This window comes from Pseudomonas sp. FSL R10-2964 (assembly GCF_009600035.1).
Lineage (GTDB): Bacteria > Pseudomonadota > Gammaproteobacteria > Pseudomonadales > Pseudomonadaceae > Aquipseudomonas > Aquipseudomonas bubulae.
On sequence record NZ_WIWH01000002.1, the window covers coordinates 131,129 to 146,546 of the forward strand.

General features: G+C 58.5%; 14 protein-coding genes. 7 read left to right on the forward strand and 7 right to left on the reverse strand.

Annotation, left to right across the window (positions count from 1 at the left end):
* Positions 1 to 69: 69 nt before the first annotated feature.
* The 4 genes from GHN92_RS02135 to GHN92_RS02150 form a co-directional block, all read right to left on the reverse strand.
* Positions 70 to 2,064 (reverse strand): acyltransferase family protein, encoded by a 1,995-nt coding sequence (locus GHN92_RS02135; protein ID WP_153379242.1) that lies wholly within the window; start codon positions 2,062 to 2,064, stop codon positions 70 to 72.
* Positions 2,065 to 2,185: 121 nt separating this feature from the next.
* Positions 2,186 to 3,445 (reverse strand): transcription termination factor Rho, encoded by a 1,260-nt coding sequence (rho, locus tag GHN92_RS02140; RefSeq protein WP_016783019.1) that lies wholly within the window; start codon positions 3,443 to 3,445, stop codon positions 2,186 to 2,188.
* A 233-nt stretch (positions 3,446 to 3,678) separates the two neighbouring features.
* Positions 3,679 to 4,008, reverse strand: a complete 330-nt coding sequence (gene trxA, locus GHN92_RS02145) for a thioredoxin TrxA (RefSeq protein WP_016783018.1) — start codon at positions 4,006 to 4,008, stop codon at positions 3,679 to 3,681.
* 120 nt (positions 4,009 to 4,128) lie between these two features.
* Complete coding sequence (locus tag GHN92_RS02150) at positions 4,129 to 4,836, reverse strand: FadR/GntR family transcriptional regulator (protein WP_153379244.1); 708 nt, start codon at positions 4,834 to 4,836, stop codon at positions 4,129 to 4,131.
* Between the two features lie 257 nt (positions 4,837 to 5,093).
* On the opposite strand from GHN92_RS02150, the gene GHN92_RS02155 reads away from it, so the two are divergent.
* The 5 genes from GHN92_RS02155 to ppx all read left to right on the forward strand — a co-directional run bounded on the left by GHN92_RS02155 (position 5,094) and on the right by ppx (position 9,600).
* Positions 5,094 to 5,879, forward strand: coding sequence for a transporter substrate-binding domain-containing protein (locus tag GHN92_RS02155; RefSeq protein ID WP_095000698.1), 786 nt, complete (start codon positions 5,094 to 5,096; stop codon positions 5,877 to 5,879).
* 21 nt (positions 5,880 to 5,900) lie between these two features.
* Complete coding sequence (locus GHN92_RS02160; protein WP_095000697.1) at positions 5,901 to 6,566, forward strand: amino acid ABC transporter permease; 666 nt, start codon at positions 5,901 to 5,903, stop codon at positions 6,564 to 6,566.
* Entirely contained in the window at positions 6,563 to 7,213 is a 651-nt protein-coding gene (locus GHN92_RS02165) for an amino acid ABC transporter permease (protein WP_169916205.1), read from the forward strand. The genes GHN92_RS02160 and GHN92_RS02165 overlap by 4 nt, the downstream gene beginning before the upstream one ends.
* Positions 7,200 to 7,925, forward strand: coding sequence for an amino acid ABC transporter ATP-binding protein (locus GHN92_RS02170; RefSeq protein WP_095000695.1), 726 nt, complete (start codon positions 7,200 to 7,202; stop codon positions 7,923 to 7,925). The genes GHN92_RS02165 and GHN92_RS02170 overlap by 14 nt, the downstream gene beginning before the upstream one ends.
* A gap of 172 nt (positions 7,926 to 8,097) precedes the next feature.
* Complete coding sequence (gene ppx, locus GHN92_RS02175) at positions 8,098 to 9,600, forward strand: exopolyphosphatase (RefSeq protein WP_095000694.1); 1,503 nt, start codon at positions 8,098 to 8,100, stop codon at positions 9,598 to 9,600.
* Between the two features lie 61 nt (positions 9,601 to 9,661).
* Here ppx and ppk1 read toward each other — a convergent pair whose 3' ends face one another.
* The gene (gene ppk1 / locus GHN92_RS02180; protein ID WP_095000693.1) at positions 9,662 to 11,899 is read right to left on the reverse strand and encodes a polyphosphate kinase 1; all 2,238 of its coding nucleotides are present in this window, start codon (positions 11,897 to 11,899) and stop codon (positions 9,662 to 9,664) included.
* 454 nt (positions 11,900 to 12,353) lie between these two features.
* Between ppk1 and GHN92_RS02185 the strand changes: the two genes are divergently transcribed.
* A complete protein-coding gene (locus GHN92_RS02185) occupies positions 12,354 to 12,974 on the forward strand; it encodes a DedA family protein (protein WP_086799407.1) in 621 nt (206 codons plus the stop codon).
* On the opposite strand, the gene GHN92_RS02190 is transcribed toward GHN92_RS02185, so the two are convergent.
* The gene (locus GHN92_RS02190) at positions 12,952 to 14,190 is read right to left on the reverse strand and encodes a sterol desaturase family protein (RefSeq protein ID WP_150628911.1); all 1,239 of its coding nucleotides are present in this window, start codon (positions 14,188 to 14,190) and stop codon (positions 12,952 to 12,954) included. The two genes, GHN92_RS02185 and GHN92_RS02190, sit on opposite strands and share 23 nt — an antisense overlap.
* A 108-nt stretch (positions 14,191 to 14,298) precedes the next feature.
* Between GHN92_RS02190 and elbB the strand changes: the two genes are divergently transcribed.
* Positions 14,299 to 14,964, forward strand: coding sequence for an isoprenoid biosynthesis glyoxalase ElbB (elbB, locus tag GHN92_RS02195; RefSeq protein ID WP_153379246.1), 666 nt, complete (start codon positions 14,299 to 14,301; stop codon positions 14,962 to 14,964).
* Here the strand turns inward: elbB and GHN92_RS02200 are convergent, their stop codons facing one another.
* Positions 14,965 to 15,417, reverse strand: coding sequence for a YaiI/YqxD family protein (locus GHN92_RS02200; protein ID WP_016783011.1), 453 nt, complete (start codon positions 15,415 to 15,417; stop codon positions 14,965 to 14,967). It abuts the gene before it with no gap.
* Position 15,418: the final 1 nt, after the last annotated feature.

A 15,418-nucleotide genomic window follows, 5' to 3' on the forward strand; every position in this document is an offset into this window, starting at 1 on the left:
TGACGGTGGCACCCCTAAAATAGGCGTACATCCTACCTGCTATGCCGGCCGCTGGCAGCTTATCGCTGCTCAGCGGGCGGTATTGGCCTGCTCCGGGGCACGCAACGCCAGATCATCGAACAGCGGGGCCAATGCCGGGAGAACCAGGCGAGCGCCGATTTCGGACAAGTGATTGTCATCGGTATACAACGAATGACCGTCCTGTTCGGCCCGGCACAACCCCGAGGCATCACACAACTGCGGGGTCGGGTCCAGTACCTGCACATTGGAATCAGCAGCCGCGATATCGGCAAACAGCCGGTTGATAAACGCTTTTTGCCTGAGGTGGTCTTCAACCGGCATGCCGACTTCGGCGGTTGGCTGGTGCAGCATCGCCAGGCGGCTCAGGCGGTACGGCGGATTGAACGGTTGCAACGGCGCCTCCTTCATCAGCCATACGCGGTACCCGGCCTTGCGCAATTGCTCGACCTTCGCCCGCAAGCCATCGGCCAACCGTTGTTCGGCGACCGCGCGGTCATAGTGGCCATTGCCATCGCGCAACGCATGGCCGTGATCGCCCTTGGCATCGCCATACAAGTACAGGCTCCAGCGGGCTACCAACAGGATGTCGCGCACTGGCTCGGTCGCCAGGGTGCGCTCGACACGACGGTTGTAATCGGCGCACCGCGTACCGTGCTCCAGCCCCTCAAGCGGCAGGCAACCGGCCGAACTGGCCAGCATCACATTGACGCCATGCTGGCGGGCGCTTTCTTCCAGTGCCGGGATCAGGGCCGTGGCGTGGCTGTCGCCCCACACCAGCAACTGAGCCGGCGCGGCGGGCGATAGTCCGTAACGGCAGAACGGCGTGTCGGCCGGGCTCTTGTCATCGGTGATGCAGGCCATCAGCTCACGTCGCCATTCGCTGGCCCGCGCATATTGCAACGCCTGCTCGGACAAACGCGACGGCAGGCCATCGGTCCAGCGCAGCGCCTGGCCGGCGATACCCAACACCAGAATGCCCAAGCCCGCCGCGATGAGAATCTGACGACGGCCAGCCAATATTCGACGCTCACGAAACGGCGTTTCGACAAAACGCCAGGACAGATAGCCGAGGATCAACGTCAGCGCAATCAACCCGCCCGTCAGCACGGGACTAAACTCCTCCGCGCCGGCATAACTGCCAAACACGAAAACCGGCCAGTGCCACAAATACCAGGAATAGGAAATCAGCCCGAGCCCGACCATTAGCCGCGTGCTCAACACACGCCCGACCCAGGTGCTCTGATGCTCATTGGCCCAGATCAGGGCCACCACGCCCAGCACGGGCAGCAACGCCGCGGCACCCGGGAACGGTGTGCTGTTGTCATAGCCGAACACGGCAACAAGAATCAGCCCCATGCCCAACAGGCTGATAGCTTGCGCTGCCGCCGGGGTCAGGCGCTTCTGGCTGGCAGGCGCAATCGCCAGCATGGCACCGGCCAGCAGTTCCCATGCCCTCATCGGCAACAGGAAAAACGCTTTCTCGGGATGCTGGGCCACGGCCCAGACGCTGAGCCCGAACGACACCAGCAACAGGCTGAACAAAGCCAGCCGCCAGTGTTTGAATCGGCTGGACAGCAGGGTCAGCAGCAAGGGAAAGACAATATAGAACTGTTCCTCAACCGCCAGCGACCAGGTATGCAGCAGCGGTTTTAGATCGCTGGCCGCATCGAAATAGCCCTCCTGGCGCATAAACAGCAGGTTGGAAACGAACATCACCTGGTAGCGCACCGAACGCCCCAGCTCTTCGTAGTCCTTGGGTGCCATCAGGAGCCAGCCCACAGCCAGCACGGCGGCCATCATCACGAACAAGGCCGGCAGGATTCGCCGCGCGCGACGGGCCCAAAACTCGACAAAACTGAAGCGTGCCGCCTCACGCTGGCGCCAGATGATCGAGGTAATCAAATAACCGGAAATGACGAAGAACACATCGACGCCAACGAATCCGCCTGAAAAACCCGGCACACCAAAGTGGAACAGTACTACGGCAATCACGGCAACAGCTCGCAGGCCATCAATGTCCCTGCGATAAACAAGAGAAGTCATATACGCTCAATTTCGCTAATACATTGTTTTTATTGACCGAAGTTAAGCACAAACCTTCCTTTTTTTTGGCATAAAAAAAGGCGCCCTCGCGGGGCGCCTGATTTTTGTGCGAGAAACCGTGTTACTTGCGTTTCATCGACAAGAAGAACTCATCGTTGGTCTTGGTCTGCTTAAGCTTGTCGACCAGGAACTCGATGGCTGCAACTTCGTCCATCGGGTGCAACAGCTTGCGCAGGATCCACATGCGTTGCAACTCGTCGTCTGCAGTCAGCAACTCTTCACGGCGGGTACCGGAGCGGTTGATGTTGATCGCAGGGAAGACGCGTTTTTCAGCGATCTTGCGGTCCAGAGGCAGTTCCATGTTGCCAGTGCCTTTGAACTCTTCGTAGATCACTTCATCCATCTTCGAGCCGGTTTCAACCAGCGCGGTAGCGATGATGGTCAGCGAGCCACCTTCTTCGATGTTACGCGCAGCACCGAAGAAACGCTTTGGCTTCTCAAGGGCGTGAGCATCGACACCACCGGTCAGTACCTTGCCGGAGCTCGGGATAACGGTGTTGTAGGCACGGGCCAGACGGGTGATGGAGTCGAGCAGGATCACCACGTCCTTTTTGTGTTCGACCAGGCGCTTGGCCTTCTCGATCACCATTTCGGCAACCTGCACGTGGCGGGTTGGTGGCTCGTCGAAGGTGGAAGCAACCACTTCGCCGCGAACGGTACGCTGCATTTCGGTTACTTCTTCAGGGCGCTCGTCGATCAACAGAACGATCAAGTGCACTTCAGGATTGTTACGCGAAATGTTCGACGCGATGTTCTGCAGCATGATGGTCTTGCCCGCTTTTGGCGGAGCAACGATCAGACCACGCTGACCTTTACCGATCGGAGCACAGAGGTCGATCACGCGACCGGTCAGATCTTCGGTGGAACCGTTACCGATTTCCATCTTCATGCGTACGGTCGGGAACAACGGGGTCAAGTTCTCGAAGAGAATCTTGTTTTTCGCGTTCTCGGGACGATCGTAGTTGATCGTGTCGACTTTCAGCAGTGCGAAGTAACGCTCGCCTTCTTTTGGCGGGCGGATTTTACCGACGATGGTGTCGCCGGTGCGCAAGTTGAAGCGTCGAATCTGGCTAGGCGAGACGTAGATATCGTCAGGGCCTGCCAGGTACGAGGCGTCAGCGGAGCGAAGGAAGCCGAAGCCGTCCTGGAGAATCTCCAGCACGCCATCACCGGAGATTTCCTCGCCGCTTTTCGCGTGCTTTTTGAGCAGGGAGAAAATCACGTCCTGCTTGCGCGAACGGGCCATATTTTCTATGCCCATCTGTTCGGCCAATTCGAGCAGTTCGGTAATCGGCTTTTGCTTGAGTTCAGTCAGGTTCATATAGGAATGACGTAATCATTTATGGGGAGGGAAATTAAGCTTTGGGCTTAATGAGGCCGCGCCGCAGAGAAGGCGACAGGATCGCGTACTAATTCGATAAGGAGTGCGTCGGCGACGGCTTGCAGGGGGCAATGGAGAAACCAGTGCGGGGCCGAATGTACCACTTGAGTTTCATAGCGTCTAGTCCTTGAGCCATGAAAAAGCCCCGCATTTAGCGGGGCTTTTATCGACGCTTAGATATTGGCGTCGAGGAATGCAGCCAACTGCGACTTCGACAGCGCACCGACCTTGGTGGCTTCAACGTTGCCGTTCTTAAACAGCATCAGCGTAGGAATACCGCGTACGCCGTGCTTGGCCGGGGTTTCCTGGTTTTCATCAATGTTCAGCTTGGCAACAGTCAGCTTGCCTTTGTAAGTCTCTGCGATCTCGTCCAGAACCGGCGCGATCATTTTGCAAGGGCCACACCATTCAGCCCAGTAGTCGACCAGTACAGCGCCTTCAGCCTTGAGAACATCGGCCTCAAAGCTAGCGTCGGTGACGTGTTTAATAAGATCGCTGCTCATGGAAGTCTCCGTGGTTGTAAGCAAAAACGTAGCACATCATAGCTGTCATCACCGCGTTCAGGAAGGTGAGGGACGATTGACTCTCACTATAGTGGTGCATGAGTGCAGATATCGCCCGTTTCAGGAGCCGTCGGGGGTGACGAAGGCAATCCCGGTTCGCGAGGCCGCCTGGCGAATGTGCTCGCTCATGGCCTTTTGTGCAGGGCCGCTGGCATGACGGGCCAGGGCCCGGAGGATTTTGCGGTGCTCCTGCCAGGTTTCCATGGCCCGCTCCGGGCGGATAAACGGCAGCTTCTGGCTTTCCAGAAAAATATCGCCACGGGTGATCAGCATAGTGGCCATTGCCTGATTGCCACTGGCACGCAGGATCAGTTGATGGAACTCGAAGTCCAGCTGCGCGGCACGCTCAAAATCCCCGGCGCGTAACTCATGGCGCATTGCCTCGACATTGTCCTGCAACACATCCAGTTCGTCGCGGGTCAAGCGCACCGCCGCCAGCCCCGCAGCGAAACCTTCCAGTGCGTATCGCAGCTGGAAAATATCCTGCGGGCAGGCCTGGGCTGCATAGGGCCAGTCCGTAACCGGAACAACCGGGACATCTGCTTGCGCAGCCTGCACATACACGCCTTTACCCGGCTGCACACTGATCACGCCCAGGGCACTGAGCGAAGATAACGCCTCGCGCAGCGATGCCCGGCTGACCCCCAACTGCACCGCCAGCTCGCGCTGCGACGGCAAGGCATCTCCCGGCGCAAAAGCGTTTTCGACGATCAATTTACGAATGGCCAGCAATGCCACTTCGGGTACGGCCCGTGCGCTTGAATTCATCACAACTCGGCTTGATCGGCTCAGGAAAGGCGTAGTTGTAAAGCTATTGCCAACGCTCGGCAAGTCACGCCCCAAGCCGGTTCAAGCCCTGTGAGAAACGCCCGATAGAGGTGCAAAAAACGTCATCACTGTTCAGACCAGTCAGACCGCCGCATGCCTTCTGAAATCAGCCCTGGCGGTCATAAAAGCCCTGTTGGCATGGCCTGTGCTCTGGCTCAACGGCGCACACCACCGCGCGCCCTTTCCGGAGAATTGCCATGACCCAGCGTTACAGCGCCTTGATTTGCGCCTTGTTCGCCAGCCTGATGCTGAGCCAGGCCCCGGCTCACGCCAGTGACCTCGATGAGGTGATGGCACGCGGCACCCTCAAGGTCGCAGTCCCCCAGGATTTTCCGCCCTTCGGCTCGGTCGGCCCGGACATGCAGCCTCGCGGGCTGGATATCGACACCGCCAAATTGCTGGCCGATCAGCTCAAGGTCAAACTTGAACTGACGCCCGTAAACAGCACCAACCGTGTGCCCTATCTGACCACCGGCAAAGTCGATGTAGTGATTTCCAGCTTGGGCAAAAACCCGGATCGTGAAAAAGTCATCGATTTTTCCCACGCTTATGCGCCGTTCTACCTTGGCGTATTTGGCCCGCCAGACGCGCAGATCAAGACCCTGGATGACCTCAAGGGTAAAACCATCAGCGTGACCCGTGGCGCCATCGAAGACATCGAACTGACCAACGTGGCGCCAGCCGGCGTGACCATCAAACGCTTCGAAGACAACAACTCGACCATCGCCGCGTATCTGGCAGGCCAGGTGGACCTGATCGCCAGCGGCAACGTGGTGATGGTCGCCATCAGCGAACGCAACCCCAAGCGCATCCCGGCCATGAAACTCAAGCTCAAGGATTCACCGGTCTACGTCGGCGTGAACAAGGGCCAGCCCGAGTTGCTGGACAAGGTGAACCAGATTCTGGCCACGGCCAAGGCTGACGGCAGCCTGGAAAAAAACGCGCTGCAATGGCTTAAAGAGCCGCTGCCAGCTGACCTCTGACACTTTGCGACGGGGTCAATCATGGCTTATCAGTTCGACTTTTTACCGGTGCTGCAAAACAGCGACCTGTTATTACGCGGCGCCCTGTTTACCCTTGAACTGACAGCGATCGGCACAGTATTCGGCGTCAGCCTGGGGATTGTCGGCGCCGTGGTCCGGGCGTGGAATATTCGACCTTTCGCTGCGTTGTTCGGGTTGTATGTCGAGTTGATCCGCAACACGCCGTTTCTGGTGCAGCTATTTTTTATCTTTTTCGGCTTGCCGGGCCTGGGTGTGCATATCAGCGAGTGGCAGGCCGCGGTGCTGGCGATGGTGATCAACCTGGGTGCCTATTCCACGGAAATTATCCGCGCAGGTATTCAGGCGATCCCCAAAGGCCAGCTGGAAGCAGCATCGGCACTGGCCATGAGCCGATTCGAGGCGTTCCGCCATGTGGTCCTGCAACCGGCGCTGGCCAAGGTTTGGCCAGCCCTGAGCAGCCAGATCATCATCGTGATGCTCGGCTCGGCGGTCTGCTCGCAAATTGCCACTGAAGAGCTGAGCTTTTTTGCCAATTTCATTCAGTCGCGCAATTTTCGCAGCTTCGAAACCTACGTCCTGACCACCCTGATTTACCTGTGCATGGCCTTGTTGATCCGCCAGTTACTGAACTGGTTCGGCCGCCGCTACCTGAGCAGGAGTCGCTGATGGATTTCACGTTCTGGGACATCGTGCGTAACTTGCTGACGGGTTTGCAGTGGACAGTCGCCCTGTCTCTTGTTGCGTTTATCGGCGGCGGCTTTATCGGCTTGCTGGTGTTGCTGATGCGCATTTCCAAAAGCCGCTTCGCCCGCACTCTGGCGCGCGGTTATATAGAGCTGTTCCAGGGTACGCCCCTGCTGATGCAGCTGTTTTTGATCTTCTTTGGCATTGCCCTGCTGGGCATCGATATTTCGCCGTGGATGGCCGCGGCCCTGGCGCTGACATTGTTCACCAGTGCCTACCTGGCCGAGATCTGGCGCGGCTGCGTCGAGTCGATTGCCCACGGCCAGTGGGAGGCCTCGGCCAGCCTGGCACTCAGCCCGCTGGAGCAATTGCGCTACGTGATCCTGCCGCAAGCCTTGCGGGTCGCCATCGCGCCGACCGTCGGCTTTTCGGTGCAGGTCATCAAAGGCACTGCCGTGACCTCGATTATTGGATTCACCGAATTGACCAAGACCGGCAGCATGCTGGCCAATGCCACCTTCGAGCCTTTCATGGTCTATGGCCTGGTGGCTCTGGGTTACTTCCTCTTGTGCTACCCCCTGTCGCTCAGTGCGCGCTATCTGGAAAGGAGACTGCATGCCTCTGCTTAGAGTTACCGCCCTGCATAAATACTACGGCGACCACCACGTGCTCAAAGGCATCGACCTGACGGTCGAACAGGGCCAGGTGGTCGCTATCATTGGCCGCAGCGGCTCGGGCAAGAGTACCTTGCTCAGAACCCTGAACGGGCTGGAGTCCATTAACGACGGGGTGATTGAGGTCGATGACGAATACCTGGATGCCGCCCGCGCAGACTTGCGAAGCCTGCGCCAGAAGGTCGGCATGGTGTTTCAGCAGTTCAATCTGTTCCCGCACCTGAGCGTGGGCGAAAACGTCATGCTGGCCCCGCAAGTGGTGCAAAAGGTGCCCAAAGCCAAGGCCGCCGAACTGGCGCGCCAGATGCTGGAACGGGTGGGGCTGGGCGACAAGTTCGACGCCTTCCCGGAGCGCCTGTCGGGCGGTCAACAGCAGCGGGTGGCGATTGCCCGGGCTTTGGCCATGTCACCCAAGGTGCTGTTGTGTGATGAGATCACCTCGGCCCTCGACCCGGAGCTGGTCAATGAAGTGCTCAGCGTGGTGCGTCAGCTGGCCCGTGAAGGCATGACGCTGATCATGGTCACCCACGAGATGCGTTTTGCCCGTGAAGTTGGCGACAAACTGGTGTTTATGCACCAGGGCAAGGTGCATGAAGTGGGTGACCCCAAAGTGCTGTTCGCCAACCCGCAAACCCCGGAACTGGCGAATTTCATCGGAACGTTGTAGTCACTGACGAGGTACGAGGCTACGGGAATCGTAGAGCCTGAAAACACGAGGCCTCGGATAACAGCTAACCTCATTGCTTTCGTGCTCCACATCAAGGCAGGTGATATCACGCGTTGGCGCGAGCCTTTGATCGTGGCACGATGGCCGGGTTATCGACCGAGACCCCTCAACCATGCCCCAATCCCAAGCAAGGAATCCGTCCCTGATCGCCGCCATTGATCTGGGTTCTAACAGCTTTCACATGGTGGTGGCCAAGGCCCAGAACGGCGAAATCCGCATACTTGAGCGTCTTGGTGACAAGGTGCAGTTAGCTGCCGGCATCGACGAAGAACGCAAGCTCAGCGAAGAATCCATGCAGCGCGGGCTCGATTGCCTCAAGCGTTTCGCCCAACTGATCAACGGTATGCCGTTGGGTGCCGTGCGTATTGTGGGAACCAACGCATTGCGCGAGGCGCGCAACCGCAACGAGTTTATCGTGCGTGCCGAAGAGATCCTGGGTCACACCGTTGAAGTGATTTCCGGTCGTGAAGAAGCGCGCCTGATCTACCTGGGTGTGTCCCACACCCTCGCCGACACGCCAGGCAAACGCCTGGTGGCCGACATCGGCGGCGGCAGTACCGAGTTCATCATTGGCCAGCGTTTTGAGCCCCTGCTACGCGAAAGCCTGCAAATGGGCTGCGTCAGCTTTACCCAGCGCTATTTCCGCGACGGCAAGATCACCCCGGCACGCTACGCCCAGGCCTACACGGCTGCGCGTCTCGAAATCATGAGCATCGAGCACGCCCTGCACCGCCTGACCTGGGATGAGGCCATCGGCTCTTCGGGTACCATTCGGGCCATTGGCCTGGCGCTCAAGGCGGGCGGTCATGGTAACGGCGAAGTAAACGCCGAAGGCCTGTCCTGGCTCAAGCGCAAGCTGTTCAAGCTGGGCGACGCGGACAAGATCGACTTCGAAGGCATCAAGCCCGACCGTCGCGCCATCTTCCCGGCCGGGCTGGCGATTCTTGAAGCAATCTTCGACGCCCTTGAACTGCAACGTATGGATCACTGTGACGGCGCCCTGCGCGAAGGCGTGCTGTACGACCTTCTGGGCCGCCATCACCACGAAGACGTGCGTGAGCGCACCCTCAGCTCGCTGATGGACCGTTACCATGTCGATCGCGAGCAAGCGGCACGGGTTGAACGCAAGGCGCTGCGCGCCTTCGATCAAGTGGCCAAGTCGTGGGGCCTCAAGGACGGTGTATGGCGTGAACTGCTGAGCTGGGCGGCCAAGGTGCATGAAGTCGGGCTGGACATTGCCCACTATCATTACCACAAGCACGGCGCCTACTTGATAGAGCACTCCGACCTGGCTGGTTTCTCACGCGAAGACCAGCAAATGCTCGCGCTGCTGGTGCGCGGCCATCGTCGCAACATTCCTAAAGACAAGTTCGCCGAATTTGGCGAAGACGGCATCAAGCTGATTCGCCTGTGCGTGCTGTTGCGCTTTGCGATCCTGTTCTACCACATCCGTGGCAACCAGGAAGCCTCGCAGGTGAAGCTGCGCGCCGAGGGCGATCACCTGGACGTCATCTTCCCCGACGGCTGGCTGGAACAGAACCCGCTGACCCAGGCTGACTTCGAACAAGAAGCGCAATGGCTGACCCGGGTCGGAATTGTGCTGACGGTTTCCTGACCGGGCACAACTCAAACCAACTGTGGGAGCGAGCAGGCTCGCTCCCACAGTCGTTACAGCGTTATACCGATGGCCCGGTACTCACGGCCAGTACCGGCAGGCTCAGACGCTCAAGCAGCGTGGCTTGCGCACTGCGCGGGTTCTGGTTGCCCGTTGGCGTATTGCGGATATACCGCCCGTCCGACTGAAGGCTCCAGCTGTGGGTGTTGTCCGTCAGATAGCACTCAAGCTCCTTCTTGACCCGCAGAATCAGCTTTTTACCCTCGACCGGGAAGCACGTCTCAACACGCTTATCGAGATTGCGCTCCATCCAGTCGGCACTCGACAGGAACATCTGCTCCTCGCCGCCATTGAGGAAGTAGAACACCCGTGTGTGCTCCAGGAAGCGACCGATGATCGAACGCACATGAATATTGTGCGAAACGCCGGCAATCCCGGGACGCAGGCAGCACATCCCGCGTACCACCAGATCAATACGCACGCCGGACTGACTGGCCTTGTACAGCGCACGGATGATTTTCGGATCGGTCAGCGAGTTGAACTTGGCGATGATATGCGCCGGCTTGCCTTCAACAGCGAACTGGGTCTCGCGGGCAATCATGTCCAGCATGCCCTTTTTCAAAGTGAAAGGCGCATGCAGCAGTTTTTTCATGCGCAGCGTCTTGCCCATGCCGATCAACTGGCTGAACAACTTGCCGACGTCTTCACACAGCGCGTCGTCGGAGGTCAGCAAGCTGTAGTCGGTGTAAAGCTTGGCGTTGCCGGCGTGGTAGTTGCCGGTACCCAGGTGCGCGTAACGCACGATCTCCCCCGCCTCACGGCGCAGAATCAGCATCATCTTGGCGTGGGTCTTGAAACCGACTACGCCATAGATCACTACCGCACCGGCAGCTTGCAGGCGACTGGCCAGTTGCAGGTTGGACTCTTCGTCAAAGCGCGCACGCAACTCGATCACCGCGGTCACTTCTTTACCGTTACGCGCCGCATCAACCAGCGCATCAACGATTTCCGAGTTGGCGCCGCTGCGGTACAGGGTCTGGCGTACGGCCAGCACATGCGGATCCTTGGCAGCCTGGCGAAGCAAGTCGACGACCGGAGTAAACGACTCAAACGGGTGCAGCAGCAAGATGTCCTGTTTGCTGACCACGCTAAAAATGTTCTCGCTGTTCTGCAACAGCTTGGGAATCGCCGGGGTAAACGGCGTGTATTGCAGCTCAGGGTGGCTGTCGAGGCTGGTGATGCTGAAAAGGCGTGTCAGGTTGACCGGACCATTGACCTGATACAACTCGGTCTCATGCAGGCTGAACTGCTTGAGCAGGTAGTCGGATAGGTGCTTGGGGCATGTGTCAGCCACTTCCAGGCGTACGGCATCGCCGTATCGACGCGAGAACAACTCGCCACGCAGCGCACGGGCCAGGTCTTCAACATCTTCGGTATCAACCGCCAGATCGGCGTTACGGGTCAGGCGGAACTGGTAGCAGCCTTTCACCTTCATGCCTTGAAACAGGTCATCGGCGTGGGCGTGAATCATCGACGACAGGAACACATAGTTGTCGCCTGCCCCACCCACGTCTTCAGGCAATTTGATCACGCGTGGCAACAGACGCGGTGCCGGGATGATCGCCAGGCCTGAATCACGACCAAAGGCATCGATGCCTTCCAGCTCGACGATAAAGTTCAGGCTCTTGTTCACCAGCAACGGGAACGGGTGCGTCGGGTCCAGGCCAATCGGCGTGATGATCGGCGCGATTTCGTCGCGGAAGAACTTGCGTACCCACGCCTTGATCTTGGTGTTCCAGTGCCGGCGACGGATAAAGCGCACCTGATGCTTTTCAAGCTCGGGCAACAGAATGTCGTTGAGGATCGCGTACTGGCGATCCACATGGCCGTGGACCAGTTCGCTGATGCGGGCCAGCGCCTGATGCGGCTGCAAGCCATCGGCACCGGCCTGCTCACGGGCGAAGGTGATTTGTTTTTTCAGGCCTGCGACACGAATTTCGAAAAACTCATCCAGGTTGCTGGAAAAAATCAGCAGAAACTTCAAGCGTTCAAGCAGCGGATAGGACTCATCCAGCGCTTGTTCCAATACGCGAATGTTGAACTGTAATTGCGACAACTCACGATGGATGTACAGGCTGCTGTCATCAAGGCCAGGAACGGCAATCGCCGGATGCACCGCCGCGTGCGACTCGGCCGCAGCAGGCGCATGGGCTTGCTGTTCAGGCGGGGTTTCAGGGACTGGCTCAACAATCGGCTGAGCTTCAGTGGCAACGATTTCAGCAAGTCCTTCGGTATTCATTGAATGTTCCTGTAAGAGCGGGTTTGACTCTCGTAACAGTTAAGCGACACCAGCAGTCAAGTTGTCAGAATGCCATCAACGCCTGTGGGTTTAAACCGCTCCCGGGCGCTTTATGCGGGCCAGAGACTGGTTAGAGGCCGATTTGTCGAAATTGTTTCCTGGGCAACCGACGCAGACACTGTGGGAGCGGGCTTGCTCGCGATTCAAACACCGCAGAGTTTCAGATTGACTGAGTCAACCCCATCGCAGTCAAGCCAGCTCCCACAGGTTCGAAGCAATAATCACCTGCGCGCATGGTTATAACGCTTCGCCATGAACACTAGATGACAACGCTAATGATGTAGGTCAAATACACATGATTTGTAGGACTTGTTAACGCAAAGTCACATTTCGATACTTTCCCGAACGTCCCTTAAGGCGTAGGCTGCGCGTTCATTTCGCCAGCATCCAGACAATGCTCCAACAATTTCTTCAAGAATTCGGCTACTTCGCCCTGTTTCTAGGGACGTTCTTTGAAGGTGAGACCATTCTGGTTCTCGCAGGCTTCTTGGCGTTCCGCGGATACATGGACCTCAAACTGGTCATGATCGTGGCATTCCTCGGCAGTTATGCCGGAGATCAGCTGTGGTACTTCCTGGGGCGCAAGCACGGCCGCAAACTGTTGGCGCGCAAACCGCGCTGGCAACTTATGGGCGACAAGGCGCTGGAGCACATTCGCAGGCACCCGGATATCTGGGTCCTGAGTTTCCGCTTCGTCTACGGCCTGCGTACCGTCATGCCCGTGGCAATCGGCCTGTCAGGCTACCCTCCGGGCCGCTATTTGCTACTCAACGGTATTGGTGCGGCTATCTGGGCCATTGCCCTTGCTACCGCCGCCTATCACTTTGGCGCCGTGCTCGAAGGCTTGCTGGGCAACGTCAAGAAATATGAGCTGTGGGTGCTCGGTGCCCTGCTCCTGATCGGCCTGTGCCTGTGGGCCCGCCGCCGCTTCAAGAATGCACGCCTGGCCAGACAGACCGCTCTTGAAGAGAAAAACAAGAGTAACGCCGAAGTCAGCAACCCGCCAGCCGAGTGATACGGTTTCTGCACACGTAGAGCCCCATCACGCTCAACAGGGTGTAACTGGACAGGCCGACCCAGCCCAATGCGCTGGCCGGCCACAGACCGGCCACAGGGGCCAGCCAGACCAGTGGCAGGTTGAGCGCCAGGCGCAGCCACTCAAGTTTCAGCGCCCAGGGCCGGTTCTCCAGACCTGCCCCCAGCACAAACAGCCCCAACGCCATATACCCCCAGCCCAGCATCAGCGCCTGGGGCGACAACGTCTCGCCCAGATTCAGCAAATAACTGCCCAGCGCCAGATAAACTGCAAATTGCGCCGCGATATACACCTGTTGGCGCCGTGCCAGTGGCACCTCGAATTTTACAAACCGGCTCAGGTCCGGCTTGTTTATCGGGTACTTCGCCGCTACATCCGCCGGACGCCAGCCCGTGGGCATAAACCAGATCCGCAGCTTGTCCCGCCAGCGCTCGGTACGCTGCGCATCAGCCAGCAACTGGCCATAGAACTGCCAGTTGGCCCACAGCGGGTTCCAGCTTTGCAGCGGCGTGGTCACGCCGAAAATCACCGGTTCGGCGTCGTCTTCTTCCTGAAAAGTGCCGAACAAACGGTCCCAGACAATGAACACCCCACCGTAATTGCGATCCATATACAGAGCATTCTGCGCATGGTGAGCCCGATGATTGGAAGGTGTCACAAACAACCACTCGAACCAGCCCAGCTTGGGCACATGGCGGGTATGGACCCAGAACTGATAGAGCAGGTTGACGGTGGCCACGGTGACAAATACCGGCAGCGGCACACCCAGCACCGCCATTGGCAGGTAAAAGACCCAACCAAGCACAAACCCGGTGCTGGTTTGGCGCAGGGCGGTGGACAGGTTGTAGTCTTCGCTCTGATGATGCACCGAATGCGCGGCCCAGAGCACGTTGCGCTCATGCCCCAGACGGTGATGCCAGTAGTAGCAAAAATCGTAGAAGACAAACGCAAACAGCCACACCCACAGGCTGTCTTCGGGCAATTGCAGCAGCGCCAGATATTTCAGTGCCAGCGCGTAGGTGATCAGCCCCACGCCTTTGGTCAGCAAACCGGTGGTGGTCGACAGCACACCGGCGCTCAGGCTGCTGATAGTGTCAGCCAGGCGATAGGTGTGCATTGCGCGCCAGCGGTCGGCCAGCAGCTCGACAGCAATCAGCACAAAGAAAAACGGTACGGCATACAGAATCAGCTTCATGGCACACCCCGAGCGGTATTCCATCAAGCGTAGGCGCACTTGCTGCGAAACCCTATGGCATCAAGCGCCAAATCAGGCGACATTAATGCCATGAACAAGGAGATCGACATGACCACTAAAAAAGTTGCCGTGATTCTTTCCGGCTGCGGCGTCTATGACGGCGCCGAGATCCACGAAAGCGTGATCACCCTGCTACGCCTGGACCAGCGCGGCGCCAAAGTGCAGTGCTTTGCCCCCGACATTGCGCAACTGCATGTCATCAACCACCTGACCGGCGAGCCAATGCCCGAGTCACGCAACGTACTGGTGGAGTCAGCGCGGATTGCCCGGGGCGAGATCAAGGATATTCGTGAGGCCAAGGTCGAGGATTTTGACGCCCTGATCATACCGGGCGGGTTTGGTGCCGCCAAAAACCTCTCCAGCTTTGCCACCGATGGTGCTGCGTGCTCGGTTCAGGCTGATGTGCTGAGCCTGGCCGAAACCTTTGCCGAAGCTGGCAAACCGATTGGCCTGATGTGCATCTCACCTGCCATTGCCGCCAAGATTTATGGCCCAGGCGTGATCTGCACCATCGGCACCGACGCAGATACCGCTGCGGCCGTCACCAAAATGGGTGGCACCCACCAAGAGTGTGAAGTGTCGGAAATTGTCGAGGACAAGGCCCGCAAGCTGGTCAGCACCCCGGCCTATATGCTCGCCAAATCCATCAGCGAAGCAGCGTCGGGGATCAACAAGATGGTTGACCGCGTGCTTGAGCTGACGCAAAAAAACTGATCAACCCCGTGCCAGCCGGGTCAGGATACGGTCCAGGGCATTGGCGAACGCCTGCTTGTCGCGTTCGCCATAGGCGCCCTGCCCGCCACTGACCTGGCCTTGCTCGCGCAGATCGGTAAACAGATTACGCACCGCCAGGCGCTCGCCCATGTTTTGCGGGTCAAACTCCTTGCCGCGCGGGTCCAGCGCGGCAACGCCCTTTTTGACCAGCCGGTCGGCCAACGGCACATCGCTGCAAATCACCAGTTCGCCGGGCACGGCGTGCTCCACCAGATAATCATCCGCCGCATCCGGGCCGCTGGGCACCACAATCAGTTTGACCAGGGCGTAGGTCGGTTTGATCTGGCTCTGCCCTGCCACCAGCACCACCTCAAACTGACGCTTGAGAGCGAACTTGATGACCTGATCCTTTGCCGCCTTGGGGCAGGCGTCTGCGTCGATCCAGACACGCATA

Coding starts and splice junctions, on each gene's coding strand:
- GHN92_RS02190 (WP_150628911.1), bottom strand. CDS start 14,190: ATGAAGCTGATTCTGTATGCCGTACCGTTTTTCTTTGTGCTGATTGCT.
- GHN92_RS02150 (WP_153379244.1), bottom strand. CDS start 4,836: ATGAATTCAAGCGCACGGGCCGTACCCGAAGTGGCATTGCTGGCCATT.
- rho (WP_016783019.1), bottom strand. CDS start 3,445: ATGAACCTGACTGAACTCAAGCAAAAGCCGATTACCGAACTGCTCGAA.
- ppk1 (WP_095000693.1), bottom strand. CDS start 11,899: ATGAATACCGAAGGACTTGCTGAAATCGTTGCCACTGAAGCTCAGCCG.
- GHN92_RS02200 (WP_016783011.1), bottom strand. CDS start 15,417: ATGCGTGTCTGGATCGACGCAGACGCCTGCCCCAAGGCGGCAAAGGAT.
- GHN92_RS02185 (WP_086799407.1), top strand. CDS start 12,354: ATGCTCCAACAATTTCTTCAAGAATTCGGCTACTTCGCCCTGTTTCTA.
- GHN92_RS02155 (WP_095000698.1), top strand. CDS start 5,094: ATGACCCAGCGTTACAGCGCCTTGATTTGCGCCTTGTTCGCCAGCCTG.
- elbB (WP_153379246.1), top strand. CDS start 14,299: ATGACCACTAAAAAAGTTGCCGTGATTCTTTCCGGCTGCGGCGTCTAT.
- GHN92_RS02160 (WP_095000697.1), top strand. CDS start 5,901: ATGGCTTATCAGTTCGACTTTTTACCGGTGCTGCAAAACAGCGACCTG.
- GHN92_RS02170 (WP_095000695.1), top strand. CDS start 7,200: ATGCCTCTGCTTAGAGTTACCGCCCTGCATAAATACTACGGCGACCAC.
- GHN92_RS02135 (WP_153379242.1), bottom strand. CDS start 2,064: ATGACTTCTCTTGTTTATCGCAGGGACATTGATGGCCTGCGAGCTGTT.
- ppx (WP_095000694.1), top strand. CDS start 8,098: ATGCCCCAATCCCAAGCAAGGAATCCGTCCCTGATCGCCGCCATTGAT.
- trxA (WP_016783018.1), bottom strand. CDS start 4,008: ATGAGCAGCGATCTTATTAAACACGTCACCGACGCTAGCTTTGAGGCC.